The organism is Pseudomonas sp. NUPR-002 (assembly GCF_056322725.1).
Window position 1 is genome coordinate 2,618,305 of record NZ_CM150476.1, and the last position, 15,195, is coordinate 2,633,499.

Below are 15,195 nucleotides of genomic sequence, written 5' to 3' on the forward strand. Positions count from 1 at the left end.
CAGGTTTACCGCGGGAGCTCACACACAATGAATACATCAACAGAATCCCACCTCACTGCCCTCGCGGCAGCGGAGCGTCGTTCCGGTGTTTCATGGGCGGCTATATTCGCGGGCGCGGCGGGTGCGGCGGCGTTGTCGCTGATATTGGTTTTGCTCGGTTTCGGGCTTGGCTTCTCGGCCGTTTCTCCGTGGCCTGGTGATGGGGTGAGTGCCAAGGGCCTGGGCATTTCGACGATTGTCTGGCTGGCGGCAACCCAGATTATCGCGTCCGGCCTGGGTGGCTATCTGGCCGGACGGCTGCGGGTCAAATGGGCGAGTGTGCACGGCGATGAGGTGTACTTTCGCGATACCGCCCACGGCTTTCTGGCATGGGCCGTGGCAACCCTGGTAACGGCAACGCTGATGGTCGGCGTAGCCAGTCATAACGTCGGTGCGGGTGTTAAGGCCGGTACCGAGGTTGTGGCGGGTGCAGCAGGTGGCATCACCTCCGCTGCGACGGCTACCGCAGGCACCGCGGGCAGCAGCCCCTATGACTACTTTGTCGACACCCTGTTTCGCAGTGACAGCGCTTTAGCGGTCAATGAAGATGCGGGCGAGGCAGCGGTGACCCGGATCATGGTGCGCACGTTGAGCAACGACGGGCAACTTAGTCCTGAAGACCGCGCCTACGTGGCGCAATTGGTCAGTCAACGTACCAACCTGACGCCGGCTCAAGCCGAGCAGCGCGTCGATACCGTGTTCGCCCAGGCGCGCCAGGCCATGGACGACGCCAAGAGGGCTGCCCGCGAAGCGGCCGATGCCGCCAGTAAAGCCGCCGCCGTATCGGCGCTATGGATGTTTATCGCGTTGTTGTGCGGGGCGTTTTTTGCCAGCCTCGCCGCCACCTATGGAGGGCGTCGTCGCGATGCCGTCATCCTGAGCGATGACCTTGTAAGCGCACGGGTTCATTGAACCGAGGAGAACTATCATGCGTTCCTTACTGCTGTTTATGCTGGGTGTGCCGATTCCTGTGATCATCCTGATCGCGTTGTTCATGCATTGATGAGTGGGTTACGCACGGCCCCGGCAAACGGGGCCGATGTGTCGTGTAAGCAATCAGGCCTACGCTTCACTTGGGAACTCCGGCAGCCCGTACGTCAACGCGGGTTCCAAGGTCAGCGACAAGGGGTATAACTATCAGAAGAAGACGGGGCATCGAGAACAGGCCCTCCAACGCTAGCGCTCGGGCCAGGCAGGTCTGATCGGCGCCTGCGGCGCGGAGCGATACGATGAGTGCCAGAGAGTGGCGATGGGCTCGCAAACACCTGCTTGGCTGTATTGGACTGGCCTTGCTGTCCGCGCCACTGGGCGTCAGTGCCCTGTCCAAATGCCAGGCCAGTGACGGCGCCATCAGCCAGCCACGGCTTGTACGCAACGACACCCCGGGCGCGATGCGGGTTCGGGTGTTCACCTTCATCCACAAGGGTGTTCGTCAATACGTGAGCCGCCGCCCCGTCGGGATCTCCGCGCGGGTCGATGTGCTTGATCTCTATTACATCAAGGGCTGTTACCTGTGCATGGCGGCGAAGGACTTCAAGGTCACCTCACTGCAACTGGACACCCGATCCTATCGTCGCGAGATCGAAGCCGCTGCGGATCGTTATGGTGTCGACAGGGCGTTGGTGCGGGCGGTGATCCATGCCGAGTCGGCGTTTCGCCCCAACGTGATTTCTGTCGCAGGCGCCCAGGGGCTGATGCAATTGATGCCCGCCACCGCCGAGCGCTTCGCCGTGGATAATCCGTTCGACGCACGCCAGAACATTTCTGGCGGCGTGCGCTACCTGGCCTGGCTGCTCAAGCGCTTCAACGGCAACCAGATGCTGGCGCTGGCAGGTTACAACGCCGGCGAAGCCTCGGTAGTCGAGTACAACGGGATACCTCCCTACGCCGAGACACAATCCTACGTCAACCTCGTACAGTCCTTGACCGAGCGCTACCGCAATCATCGCTAGCACTGCAGGGCGCACATCCGGTAGGAGCGGGCTTGCCCCGCGATAGTTTGACGCAAACAGTGGAGTGTCATTCAATGCCTGCCACTGTCGAAATCAGGAGATACCGTGCTTAGAACTGTTGCGGACATGGACCTGCGCCTGCTGCGTATTTTCTCCGCTGTGGTCAAATGCGGAGGCTTCACGGCTGCTCAGGCGGAACTGAACATGAGCCAGTCCAATATCAGCACGCATATCTCGGGCCTGGAAAAACGCCTCGGCTACCGTATCTGTGAGCGCGGCAAGGGCGGTTTCCGACTCACGGAAAAAGGTGAGCGCATTCTTCAGGCCGCCAATGCCTTGTTTGACGCGGTCGATGTTTTTCGTGACCAGGCACAGGACCTCTCCGGCCGGCTGGTCGGCGATTTGTACCTGGGCCTGGCCGACAACATTGCCACGTTGCCGGCCGCCCGTATCGATGCAGCCATTGCTCGGTTCTACCAGCGCGACCACGACATGCACCTGCACATCTTCGTCAACTCACCCACCGAGTTGGAGCTGGCTGTGATCGATGGGCAGCTCGATCTGGCGATTTCCTATTTCAGCCGGCCACTGCCAACCCTGGCTTACCAGCCGCTGTATGTCGAAGAAGTGGGTGTTTTTTGCGGGAGCAGGCATCCCTTGTTCGGTGTTGCGCAGCCGGAACTTGAAGCGCTTCAGGCCAGTGACTGGATCAAACATGGTTTCTTGCCGGTCGACCAGGTGCTGCCGATCACGCCGCAGCGTGCCTCAGCGACTGCCCATCATATGGAAGCGGTGGTGCACGCGGTGCTGGCAGGCACGCACCTGGGGTACTTGCCCAGCCATTACGCCCAACCCTGGTTGAACAGCGGCCAGATGCGCGCACTGCACGCTGACACGCTGCGTTATGAAGTGCCGCACAGCATGGTGACCCCCATAGGTCGTCCCCAGAGTGAGGCGGTCAGTGCCTTCATTGAAGATTTACTGACCGAACACGCCCTGGGGAACGCCTGACGCTGATCGATCAGCTCAGGCAGCGGGTCACGTGCTTGACTGATTGATAGGCCGACAAGCCCCAGGGGCCGAGTTCGCGACCAATACCGCTGCCTTTGCTGCCGCCCCAGGAGGTTTCAACGAACACCGCTTGTATCGAGTTGATCCAGACGTGGCCAACCTCCAGGGCCGCTGCGACGCGTTCGGCCCGGGCCAGATCGGCGCTGACCACCGTGGCCACCAGTCCGTACTGACTGTCATTGGCCAGTGCCACGGCCTGGGCTTCGCTGGTGAAACGATGGGTGCACAGTACCGGTCCGAAGATTTCCTCGCACCACAGTGCGCTGTCCAGCGGCACATCGGTGTACACCGTCGGGCTGACGAACCAGCCGGGCATTTGCAACGCATATCCGCCGGTCAGGCAATGCAGGCCTTCTGCGCGCGCCTGCTCGAAACACGCCATCACTTTGGCGAACTGTGTGTCGCTGGTGAGAGGCCCCATGTCGACTTCGTCGTTGGCCGGGTTGCCCACGCGCATTTTTTCCAGGGCATTCTTCAGGCGTGCGAGCAAGCGGTCGGCGATGCTGTCTTGCACCAGCAGGCGCGAGGTCGCCGAGCACATCTGCCCGGCATTCCAGCAAATCCCGGCGATGATCCAGTCCACGGCCTGATCCAGGTCACAATCGTCGAACACCAGGATGGCGGACTTGCCACCGAGCTCCAGGGTCAGCGGGCGGCAGAAGTCGGCCGCGCTGCGCATGACGGCGCTGCCGGTTTTCGTGCTGCCGGTGAACGACAACTTATCGATGCCCGGGTGAGTGCTGATGGCAACGCCCGTCTCGGCAGCACCACCAACGATGTTCAGCACGCCCCGAGGCAGGCCGATGTCGTCGGCGATCTCGCCATACACCTGCTCGATCAAGGGGGTCACTTCCGATGGTTTGAGCACCACGGTGCAACCTGCCGCCAGGGCCGGGGCCAGTTTCCAGGCGCTGGTCACCAGCGGGAAGTTCCACGGCACGATCAAGCCGACCACGCCAATGGCTTCCAGGCGGGTGTGCGCACGAAAGCCTGGCACCGGCAGGGCAACTTCACTGTGCTGGCGTGAGTCCAGCTGGTCGGCGAGCCCGGCGTAGTAGGTGAAGGTGGCGACGGCATCGTCGACATCGACGCTGGCTTCATGCCGTGGCTTACCGTTGTTCTGCATTTGCAGGGTGATCAGGTTGTCACGGCGCTGCTCAAGCTGTTCGGCAAACCTTCGCAGGTACGTGGCCCGCTGCGCGGCGCTCAGCGCCTGCCAGCAGGGCAATGCCGTGCGTGCGGCACGGACCGCCTGATCCACCTGCACCGGGCTGCAACTGTGCAGTTGGGCGAAGGGTTGCGCCAGGGAAGGGTCGTAGGCAATCACCAGCTGATCGCCTTGCCCCGCCACCCACTGACCGTCGATGTAGTGGGGCTGGCTCATTGCTGTACCCCCGGCAGTTCACCGAGCACGGCATTGCGGAAAATCTGGCTGTACTCGTTCGCCGTCAGCGGCCGCGCATTGGTGTCGGAGGAGGAGATGTCCGCCAAGGCCTGCTCACCGACCCAGGCCTCGTCCGTAAGGTCGAGACCAATTTCCGCCAGGCTGTGGGGAATGCCCAGTTGCTTGCGCAAGCCAAGTACCCAGCTGAGGAAACCGTGAAAATCGGGCTGCTCCAATTCCAGATAGCGTGCCAGGCGGCCGATGCTTTCGCTGATGACCGAGTGATTGGCCACCAGCACGTAAGGCAGCAGAATCGCATTCAGCAGTCCGTGGTGTTTGTGGTAGCGGGCCCCCAAGGGGTGGGCAAGTGCATGCACACCGCCCAGGCCTTTCTGGAACGCCACTGCCGCCATGGCCGACGCGACCAGCATTCCCTCGCGGGCGGCCAGGTCTTGGCCATCGCGGGTGGCATTGGCCAAGTGCTCGCGCACCAGGCGGATCCCTTCGACGGCGATACCGCTGGACATCGGGTGGTACAGGGGGGAGCAGAAGGCTTCGATGTGATGCGTCAGGGCATCCATGCCGGTGGCTGCCGTCAGTGCGGTGGGCAGTCCACGGGTCAGCACGGGGTCGAGCAACACACAGGCAGGCAACAGTTGCGGGTGGCTGACCACGCGCTTGATCTGCCGCACAGTGTCGGTCAATACGGCTTCGCGCCCCAACTCGGAACCGGTACCGGCGGTGGTCGGCAGCGCAATCAACGGTGCCAGCCCCAGCGCCGGGAAGTCGGCCAGGGTAGGGTAGTCTTCAATGATCCGCGACCACTGGAAACGCTCGAGACCCTCGGCGTCGCGCGCCGCCAGGCAGATGCCCTTGGCGGCGTCCATGGCGCTGCCGCCGCCCAGGGCGATGAGTGAGTCATGGTTGCCGGCCTTGAACGCTGCGACGCCGCGTTCAACGTCTGCAAGGCTGGGGTTGGCTTCGATGCCGGAGAACACGGCAAAGGCGATCTCGGCTTGCTGAAGATGATCGGTCAGCAGGGCCATGGGTTCCAGGGGCAGCATCCCCGGGTCGGTGACCAGCAGAGGGTTGCGCATGCCAAGCAGCGCGCAGCGCTGGGCCAGGGTGTCGAGCGCGCCGACACCACAAAAGATCTCAGTGGGGTAGTTCCAGTAGTGAAGCGTGGCAGACATACAGATGCTCCATAGCAAGCCGTGAGCTGGAGGCGTGTTACAGCCTCCAACCGTCAAAGAGGGGGTGCCCGGCAGGCACCAGAAGGGATCAGTCAGCCAGCGCAGCGCGCTGGTAGGGCTTGGCCAGGACCATATAGAGAAGGCCCAGTACCGCCAGGGTCGAGAACACCAGGATCACCGCCCACACCTGGAACCAGGGCGCGCCGGGTGGGGCCAGCGCTTCGCGCGGCCAGGCGACGTTGATGCTTTCGAAGACCAGCCAGACAAATGCCAGCAGGTTGATCAGCAACCCCCAACGGCCGAGGCTGAAAACCCCGGCTTCGGTTTTCCACCTGCCGCCCAGGCGCGCCAGCAGTGCGCAGGTAATCACGATCAGAAAGACTACGAAGAAGCCTCCGCTGCCAAAGGCGATCAGGGTGCCCACGGCGGTTGCGTTCAAGCCCAGCGCCAGGCCGAAGCTGGCGAACAGCGTGCTGAACAACATCGCGGCCAGCGGTACTTTGCGTTTGTCGACGCGTCGCAGCAATGCCGAGGCGGGGAGGATCGCGTCACGGGCCATACCGAACACGGCGCGGCCCAGGTAGGTCTGTACCGACACGACGCAGGCGATGAAGGCAACCAGCACGACACCGACGAACGGACGCTCGGCCCAAGCGCCGAAAGCATCGACGACGGCGGGCGTCACCGGGTCGACCACCTGGCCTGAGACCATCGCAGCGGTATCGGTATACGACAGAGTGACGGCGAACGCCGTGAGCATTACGGTCAGGCCGACCAGAATCATCGAGCGCAAGATCGCCCGCGGGGTTGAGGTGCGCGCGTCAGCGGTTTCTTCGGAAACCTGTGAGCAGGCATCAAAGCCCAGGAACGCCCAGCCACCGACGGCCATGGCGGTGAGAAAGCCGGGCAGGTAGGAGCCATCAGCCGATGGGGTCGCAGTTACGCCTTCGAATAGCATGGACAGCGAATGATTGCGGAAAAACAGCAGTAACAGCGTACCGATGCCGATGGAGGCAATCGCCTCGGCGACGATGCCCGCGTTTACAAAGTGCTTGAGCGGATTGATGCCCAGCAGGTTCACCGCGAGCCCGAGCAATAACAGTGCCCCGCCACAGGCCACCTGGGCATTGGCGCTCGGGGCTTCACCGGTGAGGAACAGCCACAGCCAGAAGCCACCCAGATAAGCGACCGTGGTCAATGAGGCCAGGGCCGAGGCCAGGTACATAAAGCCGGTGAACCAGGCCCAGCGATCGCCCGCCAGGCGCTTGACCCACTGGTAACAGCCGCCGGCGAGCGGGTACTGCGAGGAAAGCTCGGCATACACCAGCGCCACCAGCAATTGCAGCACCAGGCACAATGGCACGATCCAGACCCACGAGGCCCCGGCGTTCATGGCACCGAGCGACATGACCGAGTAGATCCCGACGACCGGAGATACGGTTGCAAAGCCAACGGAGAAAGACGACCACAGCGACAGGCCGCGGTGCAGTTCCTGTTTGTATCCCTGGCGCTGAAGCAGATGTTCGTCAGTGCTGTTATGGAGGTTGGGTTCCATCATCTTGCACCTCGTGCTGGCGCGCAGGACATTACCGATGATGAGCGCGCTGGAAGGCCCGCACCGCATGTAAGAGTGTATTTCATAGGGAGTCCTGAGTCGGCAGGTCAATTTATTTTTGGAGGGCCTTTTGGGGAAAAGGCTTACCGACGTTACGTGCCCATTGGTCACGAGCCGACTCAGTCTAAAGCGACCAAACATTCGAAAGAATTCACATATTGTGAAGCTGGCATCAGAAAACTCAGATGTTTGCTCGGTGGGAGCGGGCTTGCCCCGCGATGCCAGGTGCCTGACAGGTCGCTATCGCGGGGCAAGCCCGCTCCTACCGGCCCCCCTCAAGCGTACGACGCGGTTCTTTACCAACCCCGTCTCGCAAGCAATCGTTGCACTGGAGCAACGCCCGGGTGGCGCGAGCTATGACGACTTGCAACATCTGTTGTCGGGCCGTCGCGGCCTGGAAGGACTGGAGTCGGGTGATGTCGAGGGTGGTCTGATCTGTGCCAGTCAGGTAATCGGATTGGTTGACGATATCCCGAGTTGCGCCGAATTGGTGACACGCATGGTTGCAGAATGCCGGGGAGGGCTGCAGCAGGCGTTGCGTCGATTCGACTGCTGATCGGCGGCGCTGGTAGGAGCGGGCTTGCCCCGCGATAGCGATCTCCCTGTTACATCGCATCGCGGGGCAAGCCCGCTCCTACCACCACCGCCAGCAAGCCCAGGCAGGCGATCAGGGTAACGAGGCTCGCCGTGGCAATCGCCAGCGCAGACACCGCCACCCGCTCGCTGGCGTGCAACAGTTGCTGGCGGCGCCGCGCCGCGTAAAGCGCTGCGGCCGCAGCCGCGCTCAGCAATACGCAAGCCAGCAGCATCACCGGCAGGTGCTGGCTGTGCCAGCCTTCACGCAAGGCCAGCAGCGCGTTCGCCAGCACCGCCAAGGCGGTACGGTTCCACGCCAAGGCTGTGCGTTCGGCCTGCAGCCCAGGATCACGCAGCAGGTTCATCCACGTACCACCAGCAGCAGGGCGATGGTGGCTGCGATGCCCAATCCTGCGCTGGCCAGCAATGCAATGGCTGCCGTACCTGGCAGGCGGCGGGCATGGCGCATGGCGATTTCATTGGCCCGCCAGCGTAGGTAGGCCGTCGCGCACAGCACCGCGGCGAGGATGCCAAACGCCACGGCGAGGCCTTCGATGACCACTGGCGGGCCCAGTTTGCTGGCGAACTGGTCGAGCAACAAGCCACCGGCCAGCAAGCCGAGTGCGGTACGAATCCAGGCCAGGAAGGTGCGTTCATTGGCCAGGGAAAAACGGTAGTCCGGCTCTTCACCCTCGAGCCGCCATTGCGGTTCGCGCATGGCTATTCCTCTGTGATGGGCCGTGACCTGGCGGCCACGGCGAGTCGATGCAGGTTACTTACGGGGAAGGGCGATCAGCAGCACCAGCGCACCGAACAAGGTGATCAGGCCAAGGATGGTCAGGCCCGGGTAGATGCTGCCGGTACTGGTTTTCATCCAGCCCACCAGCGTCGGGCTGACGAAGGCACCAATACCTCCCAGGCTGGTAATCAGGGCAATGCCACTGGCTTTGCTGCTGGCGGTGAGGAAGGACTGCGGGATCGTCCAGAACACCACAAAGCAACCATAGGACGCCGCCGCGGCGAGCGACAGCAGGGCAATCGCCAGGGGCAGGTTATGCGCCACCAGTGGTAGCAGGGCGAAGCACACGGCGATCACCAGGCTGCAAACGGCCAGGTGCCAGCGGCGCTCCATTCTCAGGTCCGAGCTGTAGCCGACCACGTAGGTACCGACTGCACCGGCCAGAAATACGGCACTGGACAGCAGGCCGACCTGCAGCAGGTCGCTCACCCCGACATCGCGGATGATGGTCGGCGCCCAGAAGCCGATGGCATTGAACGACACCAGCACGCAGAAATAGCCAACCATCCCGACGTACAGTTTGGGGTTGGCCAGTGCCTCGCGCAGGCCGTGGCCAGAGCCGCTTTGCCGACTGACCTGTTCGGCAGCCAGGTCGCCCTGCAAGATCGATTTTTCCCGATCGCTGAGCCAGTTGGCCTCTTCAGGGCGGTCGCACAGGTAGTAGAACGCGACCACGCCCAGCGCTACCGCTGGCAGGCCTTCGAGCAGGAACAACCACTGCCAGCCATGCAGCCCGTGCAGCCCGGCCATGTGCACCATGATCCAGGTCGAAACCGGCCCGCCAATGATGCCGGCGGTGGCCGCGCCCATCATGAAGTAGCCGGTAACCCGGCCGCGGCGGGAGGCGGGGAACCAGTAGGTCAGGTAGAGGATCACGCCGGGGAAGAACCCGGCTTCTGCAGCGCCGAGCAAGAAGCGCATCACGTAAAACTGCATCGGCGTGTTGACGAACATCATGGCACTGGAGATCAGGCCCCAGAGGATCATGATGCGCAACAAGGTGCGGCGCGCGCCGATGCGCTGCATCCACAGGTTGCTGGGTACTTCGAACAGCACGTAACCGACGAAGAACAAGCCAGCACCCAGCCCGTAGGCCGCTTCGGAAAAACCCAGGTCGCTCATGAACTGCAGCTTGGCGTAACTGATGTTGGCACGGTCCAGATAGGACACGATGTAACAGATGATCAAAAACGGCATCAGGCGAAACGCGATCTTGCGGTAGGTACTTTCCACTTCGTGGGCGGCATACGCTTCGGAGAACGCGTGGGTAGGCTGAGAAATGTTCATGGAATCCTCGCTGACTGCAACTATGAAGTCGTTACACAGGACGGCCGCCGCAAGCAGCCTTCAGGGTGGCTGAGACGGCCAGCGTCATGAACCGACGAGGGCGTGCGCCGCTGCAGCATGAGGCTGCGTTGCAGAGGCCTTGGGCTTTATCAGCGCATCACCGGCTTTCACACCATTGCCTGCAGTCATCACGAACAGTGGGTTGATATCCAGCTCTTGGACCGTGTCTTTCAAGTCGATGGCCATCGCCGACAGGCGCAGCAAGGTATCGACCAGAGACTCGAGGTCTGCCTTGGGGCGGCCGCGGGCGCCATCGAGGATGGCAAAGGCGCGTAGCTCGCGGACCATCGCCTGCGCCTCCGAGCGGGTGATCGGCGCCAGGCGGAAACTCACGTCTTTCCACACTTCAGCAAAAATCCCGCCGAATCCTACCATCACTGCCGGCCCGAACAGCGGATCGTTGTTGATACCGAGGATCATCTCAATGCCCCCGGCCACCATTTCCTGGACCAGCACACCATCAACAGCGGCTGCGGCATTGAAGTGTTGGGCATTGGCGATGATCTGATCGTAGGCCGAGGCGATGTCCGCGTCTCCCTGAACCCCCACGCGCACGCCGCCCGCTTCGGTTTTGTGCGGGATATCGGACGACTGAATTTTCAGCACCACCGGACCGTGCAGGGCAGTAGCGATACGTACGGCTTGTTCAGCATCGGTTGCCAGGCCTTCGCGGGTGACGCCGATGCCGTAGGCGGCCAGGACTTTCTTCGCCTCGAACTCGGTCAGGTCACTGTGACGAGGGTGCAGCGCCGCGCGTACCTCGGGCTTGCTGAGCACCAATGGCTGTTCATTCAGTACCTCGGCGAGCTGGCTGCGTGCCTGGGCGAATGCCCACAACGCGCTGGCACCACGGGCGCAGCGCACGGGCGACTGATAGCGCGGGATGCCGGCCTGGTCGAGAATGTCGTAGGCGTCGCCGACGCTGGCCGGGTCGGCGTTCCAGGCCACCAAGATGGGGATTTCGCGGGCCTTGGCGATGCGCACGATCTCTTCGGCCAGCTCCACTGCCAGCTTGCCACTGGCGGCTGCCAGCGCGAGGCCGATCATGTCGACATTCGGGTCGTCGGCCAATGCTTCCAGGGTTACCCGCAGCAGGTTGGCGTCGTTGAGCAGGCTGGCCGTGACATCCAGCGGGTTGGCCACCGCAGCAAACGAGGGCAGCACCGCTTTGAGCTTCGCCACGGTAGGCGCCGCCAGCGTTGGCAGTTGTAGATGACCGTCGGCAGCACCATCGGCCATGGCAATCCCGGCGCCGCCGGATATGGTGACCACAGCCAGGCGATTGCCTTTGGGCAGGCGGCGAGACAGCAAGGCTTTGCTGCAATCGGCCAGGTCGCCGACGTCATTGACCTCGATGATGCCGCTCTGGCGGAACGCGGCGCGGTACAAGGCCATCGAACCACCCAGGTTAGCGGTGTGGGAGGCAGCGGCCCTGGCCCCGGCTTCGGAGGTGCCGACTTTCCACACCAGCAACGGTTTACCGGCGATCAGCGCCCGGCGGCCAATCGACAGCAAGCGCCCGGCGTCCTGGAAGCCCTCGACGTAACCGGCGATCACGTGGGTGTCAGGGTCGTCGATCATCGCCTCCATGAAATCCAGCGAGGTGGTGACGGACTCGTTGCCGGTGGACACATAATGCCGAAAGCCGATGCCTTCCTGACTGGCCAGCATCACGATCGAGTTGCCAAACGCGCCGCTTTGCGAGGTGAGGCTCAGGTGGCCTTTCGGGTAAGTGAGGCCATACGGTGCACCGAAGCCGACATGGATGCCCTCGCTGATGTTCATGTAGCCCTGGCAGTTGGGGCCGGTCACCTGCATGCCAAAGCACTGGGCGATGGCGGTGATTTCCCGCTGCACCCGGGCGCCGTCTTCACCGGCTTCGGCAAAGCCGGAGGAGAGGATAACGGCGAAGCGGCAGCCGATTTTCCCCAGTTCGCTGAGTACACCGGTCACCCGTTGCGCGCCGACAGCGATCACTGCTACATCGGGCGTTTGCGGGAGTGACGCGACATCGGGGTAGCAGGGGTAGCCAGCCACTTCGGTGTAGCGTGGGTTGACCGGTAGAATCTGTCCGGGAAAATTCTTTGCCAGCAGATGGGCGATGGGCTGCCCGCTGATTGAAGACAGGTCTTGGGAGGCGCCGATCACGGCAATGCTGCGTGGATTGAAAAACAGCTCGAAACGGGACATGGGGCAATTCCTGTAGCAGAGAAAGTGGGCGCGTGCCCGACTCAGCGGTGGGCCGCCAGCACGTGCTTGGCAATGTTCAGCTGGTGGATCTGGCTGGTGCCTTCATACAGGCGGAACAGCCGCACATCCCGGTACCAGCGCTCAATCGCGGAATGGTCGGCGATGTATCCAGCCCCGCCGAACATCTGCACACAGCGGTCGGCGACCCGTCCGCACATCTCCGTGGCGTAGTACTTGCACATCGAGGCTTCGAGCACCACGTCCTCGCCGCGATCACGCTTACGAGCGGTTTCGAGGATCATCGAGCGGGCGGCGTAGATCTCGGTCTGGCAGTCGGCGATCATCGCTTGAACCAACTGCATGTTGGCGACCGGCTGGCCAAACTGCACACGGCTACTGGTGTGCTCGATGGCCATCTGCAGCATGCGGATAGCCGGGCCGGTCGACAGCGCGGCGAGGTGGATACGCTGCTTGTTGAGGGTCTTCATCACGGTCTTGAAACCGTTGCCTTCTACCCCGCCAATCAGGTTAGCGGCGGGCACTCGGCAATTGTCGAAGTACACCGCACTGACCGGCGAACCGGCCTGGCCCATCTTGCGATAGGGCGCGCCGACGCTCAGGCCGGGGGTGTTGCGTTCGACGATGAATGCCGAGACGCCTTTTGCACCCTGGCTGCCCGGTTCGGTGCGGGCAGTCACGGTGAAGACGTCGGCGATCGGGGCGTTGGTGATGTAGCACTTCTGGCCATTGAGGATATAGCTGTCACCGTCGCGTTGCGCGCTGGTCAGCACATGGGTGGCCTCGGAACCGGCCTCGGGCTCGGTGACCGCCAGCGAGGCAGTCCATTCACCGCTGGCCAGACGTGGCAGATAACGCTGCTTCTGCGCGTCAGTGCCGTCGGCGACGATACCTTCCGAGCCGATGCCGGTGTTGGTGCCGACGCGGGCGCGGAACGCTACAGAGCATTGCGACAGCTCGAAGGCTGCCAGCGCCAGTTCCTCGGTGCTCAGGCCGGCGCCGCCATAGGCTTCGGGGATGCTCCAGCCAAAGAAGCCGTTATCGCGCATGTGCTGCACCAGCTCTGGCGGCACTTCGTCGTGTTGCTCGACGTGCGCCTCCATGGGAATCGCTTTGCTGCTGACGAAACGGCGTACGGTGTTCAAGAACACGTCCAGCACCTGTTGATCGCGGATCATGGTTGCCTCCTGTTTTGTTTTTATGAGGTCTGCAGGGGCATATGGCGCTTTATCCGATCGTCAAACAAGTAATGTTCGGCTCTGCAGAACACTGTTTGAATAGTTGGAACATTGCTGGCACGCTGACTTCAGAGTTCATGGTTTCTGGAGGTGGAAAGTGGCGACCTATGACGGTTCAGACGACTGGCACTCGCCAGCCAAGCCTTACCTCGCCGAGGAGTTTGCCGATGATCGGCAATTTGCGGCGACCCTGGCCCGTGGGCTGGAGATCCTGCATTGCTTCAGCGCTCGCGATACCCAGCTTGGCAATGCCGAACTGTCGGTGCGCACCGGAATGCCCAAGGCCACGATTTCGCGCTTTACCTATACGTTGGTGCGTTTGGGCTACTTGCGTATCAACCGCTTGAACAACAAGTACCAGTTGGGCTCGGCGGTGCTGTCCCTGGGCTATCCGTTGCTCGCCAGCCTTAATATCCGCCAGATTGCCCGGCCATTCATGAAAGAGCTGGCTGACCATATCCGTGGTTCGGTGTCGTTGGGTATGCGTGACCGGCTCAATGTGGTGTACCTGGAAAGTAGCCGCAGCTCCGCACCGATGAGTCACCCGCCGGATGTCGGCTTGAGTTACCCGGTGGCGCGCACGGCTATGGGCCGGGCGTTTCTGGCGGGTGCCTCGCGTGAAGAGCGCACGGCGTTGCTCAACGAAATCAAAGTGCGCACCCCGGAGGACTGGGCGACGTTTCAGGGGCGCATCGAACAGAGCATTCAGGATGTTCATGCACGGGGATTTTGTGTGTCGTACGGCGATTTGCGCCGTGAGATTCACGCCGTTGCGGTGCCAATGCGGCCGATGGCGGATGGTGAGATTCTGGTGTTCAACTGTGGCGTCTCGGCGTTTTTGCTGAACGAGGGGCAGCTGCAGAACGATATCGGCCCACGGCTGGTATCCATGGTGCGCAGCATTGAAGGGATGATGGGGGTGTTCTGAATCAGGGTGGGAACGGCGGTGCGGCGACCCTACCAGGTCAGGGGTTTGCCCAGAATCTGGTGCGCGGATGCCGTTGGTGTTACAGCTGGTTTTCCTTTTGTTGGGTGTCCAGGTAGCTGTTGGCGTTGGCGTAGGAAATCAATTTTTGCACCGATGCATCCACAACAGCAGTTGGTGGGTAGTAGTTGATAGGCAGTCTGTGATTGCCCAACCAATGACCCTTCAGGAGTACACCTCATGAACATCACGTCCGCTTGCTTCCTGTTCAGCGCTTGCCTGGTACTCGCGTTACCCTCCGCCCATGCCCAAATGGGTGTTCCGGATGCGATCAAAGTACCCGACGGCCACGCCATTAGCCTGGAAACCGTTGGCGTCGGTGATATCACCTACGAGTGCCGTGACAAAGCCAATGCGCCCGGTCAGACCGAATGGTTTTTTGTCGGTCCCAAGGCAGTGCTCAACGACCGTAGCGGCAAGCCTGTGGGGAATTATTTCGGCCCGCCGGCCACCTGGCAGGCCAAGGATGGTTCGACAGTAACAGGCACCCAGCTTGCCGTGGCCCCCGCAGCCAAGGGGGATTTGCCGTATCAACTGGTCAAGGCCAACCCCGCGCAAGGCAGCGGCGCCATGCAAGGGGTCAGCTACATTCAGCGCCTTGCGACCCGTGGTGGGGTCGCGCCTTCGATGGACTGCACTGCGCAGAACAAAGGTGCTCAGCAGGTGGTCAAGTACCAAGCCGACTACGTATTCTGGACCGCCAAGTGAAGGTCGCCTGAGCAGACGCCCTGCAATTGATCATCTACGCTCCTAGGCGAGTCCCTGCGCGACAGGCAGGGGCGTCGTCC

General features: G+C 62.2%; 14 protein-coding genes. 6 read left to right on the forward strand and 8 right to left on the reverse strand.

Annotation, left to right across the window (positions count from 1 at the left end):
* Positions 1–27: 27 nt before the first annotated feature.
* From ACVWSC_RS11945 to ACVWSC_RS11955, 3 genes are all read left to right on the forward strand, one after another.
* On the forward strand, positions 28–951 hold the full coding sequence (locus ACVWSC_RS11945) for a hypothetical protein (RefSeq protein ID WP_442113836.1): 924 nt from the start codon (positions 28–30) through the stop codon (positions 949–951).
* Positions 952–1,268: 317 nt separating this feature from the next.
* Complete coding sequence (locus ACVWSC_RS11950) at positions 1,269–1,991, forward strand: lytic transglycosylase domain-containing protein (RefSeq protein WP_442113837.1); 723 nt, start codon at positions 1,269–1,271, stop codon at positions 1,989–1,991.
* Positions 1,992–2,096: 105 nt separating this feature from the next.
* A complete protein-coding gene (locus ACVWSC_RS11955) occupies positions 2,097–3,002 on the forward strand; it encodes a LysR family transcriptional regulator (RefSeq protein ID WP_442113838.1) in 906 nt (301 codons plus the stop codon).
* A 10-nt stretch (positions 3,003–3,012) separates the two neighbouring features.
* Here the strand turns inward: ACVWSC_RS11955 and ACVWSC_RS11960 are convergent, their stop codons facing one another.
* The 3 genes from ACVWSC_RS11960 to ACVWSC_RS11970 form a co-directional block, all read right to left on the reverse strand.
* Positions 3,013–4,446 carry an aldehyde dehydrogenase family protein gene (locus ACVWSC_RS11960; protein ID WP_442113839.1) on the reverse strand — a complete coding sequence of 478 codons (1,434 nt, stop codon included), beginning with the start codon at positions 4,444–4,446 and terminating at the stop codon, positions 3,013–3,015.
* Positions 4,443–5,639, reverse strand: a complete 1,197-nt coding sequence (locus ACVWSC_RS11965) for an iron-containing alcohol dehydrogenase (protein ID WP_442113840.1) — start codon at positions 5,637–5,639, stop codon at positions 4,443–4,445. Before ACVWSC_RS11965 ends, ACVWSC_RS11960 begins: the two co-directional genes overlap by 4 nt.
* 88 nt (positions 5,640–5,727) lie before the next feature.
* The gene (locus tag ACVWSC_RS11970) at positions 5,728–7,194 is read right to left on the reverse strand and encodes an APC family permease (RefSeq protein WP_442114294.1); all 1,467 of its coding nucleotides are present in this window, start codon (positions 7,192–7,194) and stop codon (positions 5,728–5,730) included.
* A 424-nt stretch (positions 7,195–7,618) separates the two neighbouring features.
* Between ACVWSC_RS11970 and ACVWSC_RS11975 the strand changes: the two genes are divergently transcribed.
* Positions 7,619–7,810 (forward strand): hypothetical protein, encoded by a 192-nt coding sequence (locus ACVWSC_RS11975; protein ID WP_442113841.1) that lies wholly within the window; start codon positions 7,619–7,621, stop codon positions 7,808–7,810.
* A gap of 49 nt (positions 7,811–7,859) precedes the next feature.
* Here the strand turns inward: ACVWSC_RS11975 and ACVWSC_RS11980 are convergent, their stop codons facing one another.
* The 5 genes from ACVWSC_RS11980 to ACVWSC_RS12000 all read right to left on the reverse strand — a co-directional run bounded on the left by ACVWSC_RS11980 (position 7,860) and on the right by ACVWSC_RS12000 (position 13,362).
* Positions 7,860–8,195: a DUF202 domain-containing protein gene (locus ACVWSC_RS11980; protein ID WP_442113842.1), complete on the reverse strand. Its 336-nt coding sequence runs from the start codon at positions 8,193–8,195 to the stop codon at positions 7,860–7,862.
* Positions 8,192–8,548, reverse strand: a complete 357-nt coding sequence (locus ACVWSC_RS11985) for a YidH family protein (RefSeq protein ID WP_442113843.1) — start codon at positions 8,546–8,548, stop codon at positions 8,192–8,194. The genes ACVWSC_RS11980 and ACVWSC_RS11985 overlap by 4 nt, the downstream gene beginning before the upstream one ends.
* Before the next feature lie 54 nt (positions 8,549–8,602).
* Positions 8,603–9,916: an MFS transporter gene (locus ACVWSC_RS11990; RefSeq protein WP_442113844.1), complete on the reverse strand. Its 1,314-nt coding sequence runs from the start codon at positions 9,914–9,916 to the stop codon at positions 8,603–8,605.
* A gap of 84 nt (positions 9,917–10,000) precedes the next feature.
* On the reverse strand, positions 10,001–12,166 hold the full coding sequence (locus ACVWSC_RS11995; RefSeq protein ID WP_442113845.1) for an acetate--CoA ligase family protein: 2,166 nt from the start codon (positions 12,164–12,166) through the stop codon (positions 10,001–10,003).
* A 41-nt stretch (positions 12,167–12,207) separates the two neighbouring features.
* Positions 12,208–13,362: an acyl-CoA dehydrogenase family protein gene (locus tag ACVWSC_RS12000; RefSeq protein ID WP_442113846.1), complete on the reverse strand. Its 1,155-nt coding sequence runs from the start codon at positions 13,360–13,362 to the stop codon at positions 12,208–12,210.
* Between the two features lie 157 nt (positions 13,363–13,519).
* Here ACVWSC_RS12000 and ACVWSC_RS12005 point away from each other — a divergent pair, with 157 nt between their 5' ends.
* Both ACVWSC_RS12005 and ACVWSC_RS12010 read left to right on the forward strand, forming a co-directional pair.
* The gene (locus ACVWSC_RS12005) at positions 13,520–14,350 is read left to right on the forward strand and encodes an IclR family transcriptional regulator (RefSeq protein ID WP_442113847.1); all 831 of its coding nucleotides are present in this window, start codon (positions 13,520–13,522) and stop codon (positions 14,348–14,350) included.
* 237 nt (positions 14,351–14,587) lie between these two features.
* The gene (locus ACVWSC_RS12010; protein ID WP_442113848.1) at positions 14,588–15,115 is read left to right on the forward strand and encodes a DUF3455 domain-containing protein; all 528 of its coding nucleotides are present in this window, start codon (positions 14,588–14,590) and stop codon (positions 15,113–15,115) included.
* The last annotated feature ends 80 nt before the right edge of the window (positions 15,116–15,195 follow it).

Bases quoted from the DNA above. Each gene is read 5' to 3' on its own strand.
- ACVWSC_RS11945 (WP_442113836.1), top strand. From the start codon at position 28: ATGAATACATCAACAGAATCCCACCTCACTGCCCTCGCGGCAGCGGAG.
- ACVWSC_RS11950 (WP_442113837.1), top strand. From the start codon at position 1,269: ATGAGTGCCAGAGAGTGGCGATGGGCTCGCAAACACCTGCTTGGCTGT.
- ACVWSC_RS11960 (WP_442113839.1), bottom strand. From the start codon at position 4,446: ATGAGCCAGCCCCACTACATCGACGGTCAGTGGGTGGCGGGGCAAGGC.
- ACVWSC_RS11965 (WP_442113840.1), bottom strand. From the start codon at position 5,639: ATGTCTGCCACGCTTCACTACTGGAACTACCCCACTGAGATCTTTTGT.
- ACVWSC_RS11970 (WP_442114294.1), bottom strand. From the start codon at position 7,194: ATGGAACCCAACCTCCATAACAGCACTGACGAACATCTGCTTCAGCGC.
- ACVWSC_RS11980 (WP_442113842.1), bottom strand. From the start codon at position 8,195: ATGAACCTGCTGCGTGATCCTGGGCTGCAGGCCGAACGCACAGCCTTG.
- ACVWSC_RS11985 (WP_442113843.1), bottom strand. From the start codon at position 8,548: ATGCGCGAACCGCAATGGCGGCTCGAGGGTGAAGAGCCGGACTACCGT.
- ACVWSC_RS11990 (WP_442113844.1), bottom strand. From the start codon at position 9,916: ATGAACATTTCTCAGCCTACCCACGCGTTCTCCGAAGCGTATGCCGCC.
- ACVWSC_RS11995 (WP_442113845.1), bottom strand. From the start codon at position 12,166: ATGTCCCGTTTCGAGCTGTTTTTCAATCCACGCAGCATTGCCGTGATC.
- ACVWSC_RS12000 (WP_442113846.1), bottom strand. From the start codon at position 13,362: ATGATCCGCGATCAACAGGTGCTGGACGTGTTCTTGAACACCGTACGC.
- ACVWSC_RS12010 (WP_442113848.1), top strand. From the start codon at position 14,588: ATGAACATCACGTCCGCTTGCTTCCTGTTCAGCGCTTGCCTGGTACTC.